Source organism: Paraburkholderia sp. J11-2 (assembly GCF_905220185.1).
Taxonomy (GTDB): Bacteria; Pseudomonadota; Gammaproteobacteria; order Burkholderiales; family Burkholderiaceae; genus Paraburkholderia.
Genome location: NZ_CAJMYY010000017.1, coordinates 111,510 through 124,065, shown reverse-complemented (window position 1 = coordinate 124,065; position 12,556 = coordinate 111,510). Strand labels below are relative to the sequence as shown.

Sequence of the window (12,556 nt, the reverse complement as noted above, 5' to 3'; positions counted from 1 at the left end):
CGCCATGAGACTTTGCGCATTCATTGAAAGCGTCGGCGTGATTGGCCCGGGTCTTGCCAGCTGGCCGCAGGCCGCAGACGTGCTCGCCGCGCGCACGCCCTACGCGAGCGCACGCACGGTGCTGCCGCCGCCGGAAGGTCTGCCGGCGGCAGAGCGCCGCCGCACCGGCGCGGTCGTCAAGACCGCGCTGGCCGTGGGCCACGAAGCCGTCGCGGCGAGCGGCCGCGACGCCACCACGCTGGCCACTGTGTTCGCCGCTTCGGGCGGAGATGGTCAGAACTGCCACATAATCTGCGACGCGCTTGCCGGCGAGGATCGTCTGCTTTCGCCTACGCGTTTTCACAACTCGGTGCACAACGCGCCGGCGGGCTACTGGAGCATCGCGACACGCGACCAGGCCACGTCGAACGTGCTGTGCGCGCACGACGGCAGCTTCGCAGCGGGACTGATCGAAAGCGCGTGCCAGGTGGCCGTGGACGGCGTGCCTACCTTGCTGATCGCCTACGACGCCGACTATCCCGAGCCACTGCACGCGCTGCGTCCCGTGGCCGATGCATTTGGCGTGGCGCTCGTGCTTGCGCCGCAGGCGAGCGGGGCGACGATCGCGCGGCTCGATGTGACGCTCACCGAAGCGCTCGCGACGCCGCTTGCCTCGCCGGAACTCGAAGCGCTGCGCACGAACAATCCCGCCGCGCGTGCGCTGCCGTTGCTCGAAGCGCTGGCGTGCATGGAGAAGTCCGGCCGGCCGGCAAGCGTGGTTATCGACTATTTGCCCGAATTGCGCGTGCAAATCGACGTGGCGCCCGCGGGTGCGTTTGGAGAGGGCGCATGACGACGCAAGCCGCCCTGCCGGGTAGCCTCGCGGACGTGATCGCGAGCGCCGCGACGATTGCGCCGATCGACCGCGCATGGATCGCGGCGCGCATACCGCATAGCGGCGCGATGTGCCTGCTCGATGGCGTGCAAGCGTGGGACGAAACACATATCCGTTGCACGGCAACGAGCCATCGCGATCCACACAATCCGCTGCGCTCGCGCGGCCGTCTCGCGGCGGTATGCGGCGTGGAATATGCCGCGCAGGCGATGGCGGTGCACGGCGCGTTGCTCGGTGCAATGGATGGTGCAGCGGCGGACCGCCCGCGCGTGGGTTTTCTTGCTAGCGTGCGCAACGTGATTGCGCACGTTGACCGCCTCGATACGCTCGCTATGCCGCTCGCGATCGAAGCCGAGCGCGTGAGCGGCAGCGGCAACACGATCCTCTATGGTTTTACGCTGCGCGGCGAGGGCCGCGTGCTGTTGACGGGACGCGCGGCGGTCATGCTCGACGCGTCCGCAGTCATTCGATGACAATACAAAAGGGAGCCCGACGATGAAATCCAAACGGTTCATACTTGCCGCGCTCGTGCTGGGCATGGCCAGCACGATGGCGCACGCCGACCTTCACGAAGTGAAGGAGAACATCAAGCACGACTCGAAGGAAGCGGCCACGAAAACCGGCCACGCCGCGCGCGACTTCGGCCACGCCACCGCGAATGCGGCGAAGACAGTGGGCCACGGCATCGCGCATGTGTCGCGAGAAGGCTACGAGGCCACGAAGCGTGCGACCAAGCGCGTGTTCCATAAGGACGGCAGCAGCGAAAGCAGCGAGAAGAGCCAGGCGTAAGGCGGTTTTCAGCTACGCGCGGGCATTCGTAGGCGTTTACCCTCGCGCGTACCTACGCTTCGCGCGCGTCGGTCCACTCGGCGCGCCTTCCCGTCTGCGCCCTGTAATCCGCCTCGCGGCGTTCCCACTCAACACTTCAAGATACCGCCACCCCTGCCGTTAATGCAGGGGCGGCGTCATCGCTCGCCTCGCGGCGAACGGTGCGCCTCACACCACAACAAAGATCGGGCCGGCCGCGGGCGCGACGTGCATCACACGCACTGCGGCAAGAAGAGGGGAAGAAGGTATGGTCTATTCCCAGGCGGCGGGAGCGTTCGGCGCAGCGGGATCACGGGGCGGTCAGTCGGAGGTGTCGAAAGAATCGAGCGAGGCCGTGAGCGGAGCGGATGCGGCGCTCGCTGAAGAGCGAAACGTACTCAGGCTGGTGTCGCGCAGCATGCCGCTGCCGGAACTGCTGGCGGAGGTCTGCTGCCGCGCCGAACGGCTGCTGGGCGAGGGCGCGAACTGCGCGATCCTGCAACTGGACGGCGACGGCCGGCGCCTGCGCATCGGCAGCGCGCCGTCCTTGCCGGCGCAGTATCACGCCGCGTTCGACGGCACGCCGGTCGGTTCCGGCACGAGCCCGTCCGGCACGGCAATCCACGAGCGGCGCACGGTTTGCGTCGACGACTTCGAACGCGCAGACGAATGGGGCGAGTACCGCCGCATCGCGCTCGACAGCGGCCTGCGCGCAGTCTGGACCACACCGCTCGACGACGACAGTGGCGGCGTGATGGGTGCGCTCGCCGTGTACCAGAGCCGGCCCTGGCGGCCCACCGCGGCCGAGGAGGCGTTGCTGTGCGATATCGCCAGCAGCGTCGCGGCCATGCTCAACCAGCAGACCATGGCCGAGCGTCTCGCGCTGAGCGAAGAGCATCATCGGCTCGTGGTGGATCACCTCAACGAAGGCATCGTGATGCAGGCCCGCGACGACACCGTGCTCGCCTGCAACCGCAGCGCGCGGCGCATGCTGCGGCTGCCCGAGCACGCCATCGGCCTGAGCATCCTGAAGGTGATTCCACGCGTGCTCGACGAAAGCGGTAAGCCGCTGCCCATCTCGAAGCGCCCGAGCATGCAGGCGCTCAAGACGGGCAAGCCGGTGCTCGGCGAGACGGTTGGCCTCGAACTCGCGGATGGCGAGATCGTGTGGGTGAGCGAGAACGTGCTGCCGATTTTCCGGCCCGGCGAAAGCGAGCCGGTTTCCGTGGTGGTTTCGTTCACCGACATCGGGCCCGTGCGCGAAGCGCAGCAGCAACTGCGCTATCTCGCCACGCGCGACCCGCTCACGGGGCTCTATAACCGCACGTTCCTCGCCGAGCGCATGCACACGCTGCTCGAAACGGCGAGTTGCTCGGCGCGGCCCGCGCTCCTCTTCGTCGATCTCGACGGCTTCAAGAAGGTCAACGACACGGGCGGCCACGAGGCGGGAGACTCGCTGCTGCGCGACGTGGGGCGGCGGCTCGCCGCTTGCGTGAGCGACGCGGACACGCTCGCGCGCGTGGGCGGCGACGAATTCGTGATCGCGGTGTGCTGCTACGAGAGCGTGGACGAACTCGTCGCGCTGGCGCAGCGCGTGCTCGCCGCGATCGCTGCGCCGTTCGCGGTGGCGGGCAACGAGTACTACCTGGGTGCGTCGATTGGCATCAGTCTGTATCCCGACGACGGCCGCAGCGCCGCCGCGCTCATCCGCAACGCCGACTCGGCCATGTACGCGGCCAAGCAGCGCGGCACCAACCAGTTCCAGTTCTTCACGACCGAATTGCGCCAGCGCCTGCAGCGCCGTTTCCAGATCGAGCGGGGGCTGCGCCGCGCGCTCGCTTCGGGCGAACTGCGCCTCGTGTATCAGCCGATCGTGGATGGCGAAAGCGGCCGCATGATCGGCGCGGAGGCGCTGCTGCGCTGGGAGAGCGAGGAGCTGGGGCAGGTCTCGCCCGCGGAGTTCATTCCCGTGGCCGAGGACACCGGCATGATCATCCCGATCGGCCAGTGGGTGCTCGAGCATGCGTGCCGCCAGGCCGCGCAGTGGCGGCGCCTCTTTGCGCCCGACTTCGTCATGGCGGTCAACTTTTCGCCGCGCCAGATTGCGGACGGGCTGGTCGAACAGGTCGAGGACTGTCTTGCGCGTACCGGACTCGCGCCCGACGCGCTCGAAGTGGAGATCACCGAAGGCATTCTCATGAGCGACAGCCAGAGCGTGCTGCCTCTGCTGCACGCGCTCAACGACATTGGCGTGCGTATTTCGGTGGACGACTTCGGCACCGGCTATTCGTCGCTCTCGTATCTGAAGCGTTTTCCGCTGCACCATCTGAAGGTCGATCGCACGTTCGTGGCGGGCTTGCCGGGCAACCGCGATTCCGTGGCGATCACCCAGGCCGTCGTGGCGATGGCGCATTCGCTCGGCATGCGCGTGACCGCCGAAGGCGTGGAAACGCCCGAGCAGTCCTCGTTTCTCCGCTCGCTGCGCTGCGAGCGGCAGCAGGGTTACCTGTTCGGCCGTCCGGTGAGCGCCCAGGCCTGCGCGGCGCTGCTGCGCGAGCATGCCGCCGGCCACGTGCGGGAGGGCGCGTGAGGGCGCGTGGATGTGCCCGGATACGGCACGGTCGTGCGGAAGTAACAGGTTGAAAGCTGGCTCAAGAATTCCCGCGCGAGGCCGTAGACGGAAGACAGGGAACCGATGCCACGAGCATCGGTTCGCACCGGACAAAGCGGCACACGATAAGGACACGAGAGAATCATGGACAGCGGCTTCGCAATCGACGAACGAACGCGCCTGACAAGCACGAACCAGTTCGAACTCTTGCTATTCCGTCTCGGCGCGGCGCCGGGCAGCGAGGTGGGCGAAGTCTTCGGCATCAACGTTTTCAAGGTACGGGAAATCCTGAGCATGCCGGCGATCACGCCGATCGCGGCGTCGTCGCCCTACGTGCTGGGCGCGGCGAACATTCGCGGCCAGGTGATGCCCGTGATCGACCTGCCGCGGCTCATGGGCTGCGAGCCGGCCACGGGGCTGAACATCCTGCTCGTGACCGAATTCGCGCGCTCCACGCAGGGCTTCGCGCTCGAAAGCGTGGACGAGATCGTGCGGCTCGAATGGAGCCAGGTGCTGACCGCCGATGTCACGATGGGCAACCGCGTGACGAGCATCGCGCGGCTCGAGAACGACCCCGAGAGCAAGCGGCTCGTGCAGGTGGTGGATGTGGAGCAGGTGCTGCGCGACGTGTTCCCGGCGCAGCACGGCGCGGTCGTGGCGGAGGACGTGGGCGAGCCCGCGATGATTCCGGCGGGCGCGAAGGTGCTGGCCGCCGACGACTCGGGATTCGCGCGCGAGTTGATCGGCCAGAGCCTCAAGGCGCTCGGCGTGGAATACACGATGGCGAAGACGGGCCTCGAAGCATGGAAACAGCTCGACGCGATCGCGACGAGCGCGGAGCGCGACGGCGTGCGGGCGAAGGATCGCATTGCGCTCGTGCTGACCGACCTCGAAATGCCGGAGATGGATGGCTTCACGCTCACGCGCAAGATCAAGGCGGACCCGCGTACCGTGGATATTCCCGTGGTGATCCATTCGTCGCTTACGGGCACCGCGAATGAAGCGCACGTGAAGAACGCTGGCGCGAGCGGTTATGTGGCCAAGTTCGCCGCTGGCGATCTGGCGGGGGCGATTCGCAGCGCGCTTGCCGGGAAGCCGGTTTACGCGTGATTCGCTTTGACTCTCGCTAACGCGCAAACAACCTCCCCAACTGCGGCTCGCTATCCCGCACCCCTGCGAGCCGCAGCGCGTGCCAGGCCATCGCGTAGTTGCTCGACAGCACGGGCTTGCCGGTCTGCGCTTCGATCTCCGGCACCAGCGAGGCCACGCGCAGACTCGTGCACGAGACGAACACCGCGTCGGCGTCGTCGTGGCGCGCGAGCCTGTCTATCGCACTGCGAATCGAACTCGCGTCGATGCGTGCCACCTCGTTGTCGTTCGCATGCTCGAACGAGGCCATGCGCGTGACGGCCACGCCGCGCGCCTCGATGTAATCGCGCATGAAGTCGTTGATCGTTCGCACATAGGGCGTCAGCAGCGCCACGCGGCGCACGTCGAGTGCGCGCAGCGCGGCGAGCGCCGCCGTGATCGGCGTGGTGCATTCGATGCCGGGCCGTGCCTCGTGAATGCGCGAAGCGACTTTCTCTTCGCCTATGACCATCGAAGCCGAGGTGCAGCCGAACGCCACCACGTCCAGCCGCTCGCCGGGCAAGAGCAGGCTCACGGCCGGGGCGATGCGCGCTTCGATTTCCGCCAGACGCGGCGGCGTGATGTCCGGCGAATTCTCCACGCGGCTCTCGTAGAACGCCACGCCCGGCTGGCGCAACAAGTCGCGCCATTCGTGTTCGATCGTATGGTCGGTGGCCAGCACGACGAGGCCAATCGCGGCGCGGCGGGCAATGCCGCCGTCGAGCGCGAAATCGAGCTTCGTGTAGGCGTCCTCGTGATCTTGCGGCGGTGCGGTAGTGTTCATCTCAGCGTCAGTCCCGTCATGTCGAGTTCGGGTTCGCGCCCGGCCATGATGTCCGCGAGCAGTTTCGCGGTGCCGCACGACATGGTCCAGCCCATGTGCCCGTGCCCCGTGTTCAGGAAGAAGTTGCGATGGCGCGTGCGGCCGATCAGCGGCGTGCCTTCGGGCGTCATCGGGCGCAACCCGGCCCAGTAGGTCGGCTGCGTGTAGTCGGCGCCCTGAGGAAAGAGTTCGTGTGCCGCCTGCATCATGGACGTGTAATCCGAGGGCGTATGGCGCGTGTCGTAGCCCGCGAAATCCGCGGTGGCGGTGAAGCGCAGGCGCGCGCCGAATCGCGCCCACGCCACGAGGTGATTCTCGTCCACGCCGCCCATGTCGGGCGGCCGATGTTCGGGCCCGCAGGGGAACGTCGCCGAATAGCCCTTCACGGGATAGATCGCGATGCGGTAGCCGAGCGGCCGCGCGAGGATCGGCGACCAGGAGCCGAGCGCGAGCACGTAGTCGTCGCCCTGGATCACGCCGGCGCGCGTATGCACGCCGGTAATGCGGTCGCCGGCGGCTTCGATGGCCTCGATCGGGGCGTCGAACACGAAGTGCACGCCCATACGTTCGCAAACCTCTTTGAGCGCGCGCGTGAAGCGGTGCGCGTCGCCGCTCTCGTCGCTCGGGCAGTAAATCGCGCCGGCAATGCGCTCGCGCGCGTGGGCGAGCGCAGGTTCGCGTGCGGCGACGGCCGCGGCGTCGAGCGTTTCGAGCGGCAGGCCGTTTTCGACGAGGATCGACATGTGAGCGCGGCCGCGTTCGAACGAGGCGGCGTCGCGATAGAGATAGAGCAGGCCGCGGCTGATACGGTCGTATTCGAGCTGTTCGCGCGTCGTGACCTCTTGCAGTTGATGCTGCGAATAGCGGCATAACCGCACCTTGCGCGAGGTATTTTCGCGCGAGCGCGCTTCGGTACAGTTGGCCAGGAATTGCGCGCACCATGCCCACATGTGCGGATCGGCCCTGAGGTGCAGGCGCAGCGCCTGGCCCTCGACGAACAGCGATTTGAGCAGGATTTTCGGCGCGCGGGGCGAAGCCCACGTGTACGAATGGCCAGGCGCGACGAGCCCCGCGTTGGCGAAACTGGTTTCGAGCGCAACGCCCCCGCGTCGCTCGACCACGGTGACGTCGCGGCCGTCGCGCGCGAGGTAGTACGCGCTCGTGACGCCTGCTATGCCGCCGCCCAGCACGATGGTCTTCATTCGCGCGCCTCCATGCGTGTATACAAAGTACCTTCACGCCGCCCCAAGCGCACGCGATTTGTATACGCGCATACCCTATAGCAGTTAAACGCTGGCATGCATCTATCATGGATAAGTCGTTATGCACCGGTCCCCATGCAAGCTGCGCGCCATGAGCGAGCGAGTCCTGCAGGGCATCGCACCGGACGAATTATTTCGTTTCGCTAACTGACCGCGCGGGCTCGCCTGCGTTGCGGCATCGCCCGGTCGGGTCCACGCTCAGGAGCCGCTCACATGAATCCTCAGAACAATGGCACGCTGCACGCAACCCTCGCGCTCACCTTCCTTTCGCTTGCCGCGCTCGCGCCTGGCTTCGCACAAGCCCAGACGATCAAGATCGGCGTGCCGGTGCCGCTTTCGGGCAGCAGCGCCGCAGCGGGCACGGATATCCTGAATGGCGCGAAGCTCGCGGCCGCGAAGATCAACGCGGCAGGCGGGGTGCTCGGCAAGCAGATCGAACTCGTACCCGAAGACGACGCCTGCGATGCGCAAACGGCGGTTCAGGCTGCGCAAAAGCTCGTGGATGCAGGCGTGGTCGCCGTGGCGGGCGGCTACTGCTCGAGCGCCGCATTGCCCGAGTTGACTGCGTTCCACCGGGCCGGCATTCCCTATGTGCTCGATGCCTCGACCAATCCGAAGCTCACGGAAATGGGCTACGACAACGTGTTTCGCACGATTGGCCGTGACGACGAGCAAGGGCCGTTTGCGGCCAGCTTCATGAAGAATTCGCTGCACGTGAAGCGCGCGGCGGTGATCGACGACAACACGACCTACGCGAAGGGTCTCGCGCAGAACACGGTCGAATCGCTCAAAAAGATGGGCGTAGACGTGGTGTATGCCGACTCGATCACGCCGGGCCAGATGGATTATTCGCCGACGCTCACCAAGGTGTCCTCACTGAACCCGGACGTGATCTATTACACGGGCTACTTCTCGGAGGCGGGTCTGCTCGTGAAGGAAGCGCGCCAGGTGGGCCTGAAGATGACCTTCATGGGCGGCGATGGCACCAATGATCCGACGCTCATGAAGACGGCGGGGCCGGCCGCCGATGGCATGATCATCACGACCGCGCCGCTCGCGCAGTTCCTCGCGGGTGCGCACGACTACGTGGATCAGTACAACAAGTCCTATGGTCAAGGGCCGGGGCCGTACTCCGTGTATGAATACGACGCCGTGGGCGTGACGGCCAAGGCCATGGCCGATGCGAAGTCGGCCAAGCCCGCGGACATCAGCGCGGCGCTGCACAAGATCGCGAACTATCCGGGCGCCACGGGGACGATCGGTTTCAATCCGAAGGGCGATCGCAGCCGCGCCGTGTACATCACGGTCGTCGTGCACAACGATCAGTTCGAGCCTTATCAGCGCCAGGATGCAAACGGCAAGTGGGTGACCATGAAGTAAGCGCCCCGGGTCGCTCATGAGCACCTTTTTCCAGTTCGTTGTCGAGGGGCTGACGATCGGCTCGTTCTACGCGCTCGTCGCTCTCGGCTACACGATGGTCTACGGCATCATCCGGCTCATCAACTTCGCACACGGGGATCTCTTCATGGTGGGCGCGTTCATGGGCTGGACCGCGCTCGCCGCCCTCGCGGCCGCGCACCTGCCGCTCGCGCTCGCACTGTTCGTGGCCTTCGCGGTGGCCATGTTCGCGACCGGCCTGCTCGGCGTGGCGATCGCGCGCGTGGCGTACCAGCCGTTACTGCGCGCGCCGCGCCTTTCCATTCTCATTACGGCGCTCGCCGTTTCGCTGCTGCTGGAGAACGGCGTGCTGATTGCCTACGGCGCGGGCTTTCGCACGTATCCGCACCTGCTCACGCATACCGGCTTCGATATTGCGAACGTGCACATTACGTTCGCGCAGATCGGCATTGTTGCGGCCAGCTTCGCGCTGATGAGCGCGCTGTATTTGTTCGTACACCATACGTTTATCGGCACGGCCATGCGCGCGCTCGCCATCGACCAGGATGCGGCGCGCCTCATGGGCATCGACGTCGAGCGGCTCATCCAGCTCACGTTTTTCATCGGTTCGGCGCTCGCTGCGGTCGCCGGAGTGATGGAAGGGCTTTTCTACACGCAGATCAACTTCTTCATGGGCTTCGTGCTCGGCCTGCGCGCATTCACGGCGGCGGTGCTCGGCGGTATCGGCAATATTCCCGGTGCGATGGTGGGCGGCTTCCTGATCGGCTTGCTGGAAGCGTTCGGTGCGGGATATGTGTCCTCCCAGTGGACCGACGTGTTCGTGTTCGGCGTGCTGATTGCCGTGCTCGTGGTGAAGCCGACAGGGTTGTTCGGCGAACGCGTTGTCGAGAGGATGTGAGGCATGCGCGCACAGGCTGGGCAATCCCGGCAAACCACATGGGTCGCCGCCGTCGTGCTGATCGCGGCGGCGACCGCGTTGCCGGCCTTTGCAAGCGGCTATATCGTCGACGTCGGGCTCACCATCATCACGTATGCGATCCTCGGCCTCGGGTTGAACATCGTCGTGGGCTACGCCGGGTTGCTCGACCTCGGCTACGCGGCGTTCTTTGCCATTGGCGCCTACACCACGGCGCTGCTCGAAACCCTGCTGCATTTCTCGTTCTGGGCGACGCTGCCGTTCAGCCTCGCGTTCGCAGGCGCTTCCGGCGTCGTGATTGGCTATCCCACGTTGCGCCTGCGTAGCGACTATCTCGCCATCGTCACGCTCGGCTTTGGCGAGATCACGCGCATTGTCGCCACCAATCTCGACATTACCGGCGGCCCGAACGGCATCTACGGTATCGAGCCGCCGAGCCTGTTCGGCTTCGAGTTCAGTTCGCCGCGCTCGGTGTACGTGCTGGGCATGGTGTTCTTCATCGTCGTGCTCGTGTTCGCCGTGCGGCTCGGGCGTTCGCGCCTGGGGCGCGCGTGGACCAGCATCCGCGAGGATGAAGCCGCTGCCGAAGCGGTGGGCGTTGCGACCTTGCGCGTGAAGATGCTCGCCTACGTGTTAGGCGCGCTGATCGGTGGCCTGGCGGGCAGTCTGTTCGCCGCACGCTTCGGCACGATCGATCCCACGGCGTTCACGTATTTGCAGTCGGTGACGATCCTCATCGTCGTCGTGATGGGGGGGCGCGGCAGCATTCCCGGCGTGATACTCGGCGCGCTGATCGTTGCGGGCCTGCCGGAAATGCTGCGCTTCCTGAACCTGTGGCGCATTTTCGGCTTTGCCGTGGCGCTCGTCGTGCTCATGTTGTTGCGTCCGCAAGGATTGTGGCCCGCGCGCGTGAGGCGCGCCGCACCGAGGCCCGAGGAAGCGACGGTGGCGCACGAAGCGGAAGCCGCAGAAGCGGCGGGCAAGGAATCCACGGCGGCCGTTTCTCTCGCCGATAGCGGCGGCCTCGAAGCCGCCGCCGCGCGCGAAACCCTGCTCGAGGTGCATGACCTCGAGCGTCGCTTTGGCGGCGTTCGCGCGATCGGCGGGATCAGCTTCCAGGTGCGCAGCGGCGAGATTCTCGCGCTGATCGGCCCGAACGGCGCGGGCAAGACCACGGTGTTCAACTGCCTGACGGGTGTGATCCGCCCAACCGGCGGACGGCTCGTCTGGCGCGGCGAAGCGCTTGCCGGTGGCGCGCCCCATCGCAACGTGCATCGCGGCATAGCGCGCACGTTTCAGGGCATCCGGCTCTTTAACCACATGAGCGCGTTCGAGAACGTGCTGATCGGCATGGATCATCGTCTGCACACCGCCCTAGTGGCGGAGCTGCTGGGCACGCGCGCCGCGCGCGCCGAGGCTGCGGAGCACGGCGCGCTCGGGCAGCGCTGGCTCGATCTCGTAGGGCTCGGCGCGCGCGCGAGCGAATATGCCTCGGACCTTCCGTATGGCGATCAGCGCAGGCTGGAAATCGCCCGCGCGCTGGCGAGCCAGCCGCGCCTCCTGCTGCTCGACGAGCCCGCCGCCGGCATGAACCCCACCGAAAAACACGCGTTGATGGCGCAGATCCGCCGCATCCGCGACCTGGGCGTGACAGTGCTGCTGATCGAGCACGACATGGCGCTGGTGATGGGCGTGTCGGACCGCATCATCGTGATGGATCATGGCGAGATCATTGCCGAGGGCACGCCTGTGCAAATCCAGAACAACCCCGTGGTGATCGACGCCTATCTCGGCACGGCCGAAGAAGACGACGGACCGGACGCCGCGGACGGGGAGAAGTCGTTATGGAGTTAGACACGGCCGGCAAACTTCTCGACGTTCGCGACCTGCGCGTGAACTACGGCAACATCGAAGCGCTGCACGGCATTTCGCTCGACGTCGAGCCGGGCGAGATCGTTGCGCTGCTCGGGGCCAACGGCGCGGGCAAGACCACGACGCTGCGCACCATCTCCGGGCTGCTGCGTCCGCGCGGCGGAAGCGTTGCGTTTGCGGGGCAGGCGCTCGTCGGGCTGCCGTCGCATCGTATCGTTGCGCTTGGAATCGGGCATGTGCCTGAAGGGCGGCGCATTTTCGGCGGCCTGACCGTCGAGGAGAATTTGCGCCTTGGCGGTTACCTCTTGCGGCACGACGCCGGCGCGCTCGATCAAGGCATTGCTCAGGCATACGAAACATTCAGCAGACTGCGCGAGCGCAAGGAGCAGCTCGCGGGCACGCTAAGCGGTGGCGAGCAGCAGATGCTGGCGATTGCGCGCGCGCTCATGCTCAAGCCGAAACTCGTGCTGCTCGACGAGCCTTCAATGGGGCTTGCGCCCAAGCTCGTACGCGCGATCTTCGAAGTGATCGCGCGCATCAGCCACGCAGGCACGGCGGTGCTGCTGGTGGAACAGAACGCGCGGCAGGCGCTGCGCATTGCGAATCGGGCGTATGTGCTGGAAGGCGGCCGCGTGGCGCTCGCGGGTCCGGCCCACGAGCTGGCCGACGACAACCGGGTGCGCGCCACCTATCTTGGCGGCGGCGCAGCGGCGCAGGAGGGTGGGGTGGCATAGGTAGTCTGCCAAAACATCCGTGTTGTATAAAGTGCAAATCATTCTCGTTTGCATTAGCAATTCATCATCATCCGATGCAAAATACAGAACACGACGACCTCGCGCGATGTGATCACAGAAAAATTGCGCAA

At 66.2% G+C, this 12,556-nt stretch carries 11 protein-coding genes; 9 read left to right on the top strand and 2 right to left on the bottom strand.

Annotated features, from left to right (window positions below):
- The first annotated feature begins 4 nt into the window (after nt 1-4).
- The 5 genes from U5A57_RS23870 (at nt 5) to U5A57_RS23850 (ending at nt 5,402) form a co-directional block, all read left to right on the top strand.
- Nucleotides 5-832 (top strand): beta-ketoacyl synthase chain length factor, encoded by an 828-nt coding sequence (locus U5A57_RS23870; protein ID WP_321914103.1) that lies wholly within the window; start codon nt 5-7, stop codon nt 830-832.
- On the top strand, nt 829-1,347 hold the full coding sequence (locus U5A57_RS23865) for a hotdog family protein (RefSeq protein ID WP_321914102.1): 519 nt from the start codon (nt 829-831) through the stop codon (nt 1,345-1,347). Before U5A57_RS23870 ends, U5A57_RS23865 begins: the two co-directional genes overlap by 4 nt.
- 22 nt (nt 1,348-1,369) lie before the next feature.
- Entirely contained in the window at nt 1,370-1,663 is a 294-nt protein-coding gene (locus U5A57_RS23860) for a hypothetical protein (protein WP_321914101.1), read from the top strand.
- Between the two features lie 286 nt (nt 1,664-1,949).
- The gene (locus U5A57_RS23855; protein ID WP_321914100.1) at nt 1,950-4,271 is read left to right on the top strand and encodes an EAL domain-containing protein; all 2,322 of its coding nucleotides are present in this window, start codon (nt 1,950-1,952) and stop codon (nt 4,269-4,271) included.
- Between the two features lie 165 nt (nt 4,272-4,436).
- Complete coding sequence (locus U5A57_RS23850) at nt 4,437-5,402, top strand: chemotaxis protein (RefSeq protein WP_321914099.1); 966 nt, start codon at nt 4,437-4,439, stop codon at nt 5,400-5,402.
- Nucleotides 5,403-5,418: 16 nt separating this feature from the next.
- Here the strand turns inward: U5A57_RS23850 and U5A57_RS23845 are convergent, their stop codons facing one another.
- Both U5A57_RS23845 and U5A57_RS23840 read right to left on the bottom strand, forming a co-directional pair.
- The gene (locus U5A57_RS23845) at nt 5,419-6,204 is read right to left on the bottom strand and encodes an aspartate/glutamate racemase family protein (RefSeq protein WP_321914098.1); all 786 of its coding nucleotides are present in this window, start codon (nt 6,202-6,204) and stop codon (nt 5,419-5,421) included.
- Nucleotides 6,201-7,445 carry a D-amino acid dehydrogenase gene (locus U5A57_RS23840; RefSeq protein WP_321914097.1) on the bottom strand — a complete coding sequence of 415 codons (1,245 nt, stop codon included), beginning with the start codon at nt 7,443-7,445 and terminating at the stop codon, nt 6,201-6,203. The genes U5A57_RS23845 and U5A57_RS23840 overlap by 4 nt, the downstream gene beginning before the upstream one ends.
- A gap of 273 nt (nt 7,446-7,718) precedes the next feature.
- On the opposite strand from U5A57_RS23840, the gene U5A57_RS23835 reads away from it, so the two are divergent.
- Genes U5A57_RS23835 through U5A57_RS23820 form a run of 4 tightly spaced genes read left to right on the top strand, consistent with a single transcriptional unit; the run spans nt 7,719 to nt 12,425 of the window.
- Nucleotides 7,719-8,885 carry a branched-chain amino acid ABC transporter substrate-binding protein gene (locus U5A57_RS23835; protein ID WP_321914096.1) on the top strand — a complete coding sequence of 389 codons (1,167 nt, stop codon included), beginning with the start codon at nt 7,719-7,721 and terminating at the stop codon, nt 8,883-8,885.
- 16 nt (nt 8,886-8,901) lie between these two features.
- Nucleotides 8,902-9,801, top strand: coding sequence for a branched-chain amino acid ABC transporter permease (locus U5A57_RS23830; protein ID WP_321914095.1), 900 nt, complete (start codon nt 8,902-8,904; stop codon nt 9,799-9,801).
- A 3-nt stretch (nt 9,802-9,804) separates the two neighbouring features.
- The gene (locus U5A57_RS23825) at nt 9,805-11,673 is read left to right on the top strand and encodes an ABC transporter permease subunit (protein WP_321914094.1); all 1,869 of its coding nucleotides are present in this window, start codon (nt 9,805-9,807) and stop codon (nt 11,671-11,673) included.
- Nucleotides 11,664-12,425, top strand: coding sequence for an ABC transporter ATP-binding protein (locus U5A57_RS23820; protein ID WP_321914093.1), 762 nt, complete (start codon nt 11,664-11,666; stop codon nt 12,423-12,425). The genes U5A57_RS23825 and U5A57_RS23820 overlap by 10 nt, the downstream gene beginning before the upstream one ends.
- Nucleotides 12,426-12,556: the final 131 nt, after the last annotated feature.

Bases quoted from the DNA above. Each gene is read 5' to 3' on its own strand.
- U5A57_RS23870 (WP_321914103.1), top strand. From the start codon at position 5: ATGAGACTTTGCGCATTCATTGAAAGCGTCGGCGTGATTGGCCCGGGT.
- U5A57_RS23845 (WP_321914098.1), bottom strand. From the start codon at position 6,204: ATGAACACTACCGCACCGCCGCAAGATCACGAGGACGCCTACACGAAG.
- U5A57_RS23855 (WP_321914100.1), top strand. From the start codon at position 1,950: ATGGTCTATTCCCAGGCGGCGGGAGCGTTCGGCGCAGCGGGATCACGG.
- U5A57_RS23850 (WP_321914099.1), top strand. From the start codon at position 4,437: ATGGACAGCGGCTTCGCAATCGACGAACGAACGCGCCTGACAAGCACG.
- U5A57_RS23820 (WP_321914093.1), top strand. From the start codon at position 11,664: ATGGAGTTAGACACGGCCGGCAAACTTCTCGACGTTCGCGACCTGCGC.
- U5A57_RS23840 (WP_321914097.1), bottom strand. From the start codon at position 7,445: ATGAAGACCATCGTGCTGGGCGGCGGCATAGCAGGCGTCACGAGCGCG.
- U5A57_RS23835 (WP_321914096.1), top strand. From the start codon at position 7,719: ATGAATCCTCAGAACAATGGCACGCTGCACGCAACCCTCGCGCTCACC.
- U5A57_RS23830 (WP_321914095.1), top strand. From the start codon at position 8,902: ATGAGCACCTTTTTCCAGTTCGTTGTCGAGGGGCTGACGATCGGCTCG.
- U5A57_RS23825 (WP_321914094.1), top strand. From the start codon at position 9,805: ATGCGCGCACAGGCTGGGCAATCCCGGCAAACCACATGGGTCGCCGCC.
- U5A57_RS23865 (WP_321914102.1), top strand. From the start codon at position 829: ATGACGACGCAAGCCGCCCTGCCGGGTAGCCTCGCGGACGTGATCGCG.
- U5A57_RS23860 (WP_321914101.1), top strand. From the start codon at position 1,370: ATGAAATCCAAACGGTTCATACTTGCCGCGCTCGTGCTGGGCATGGCC.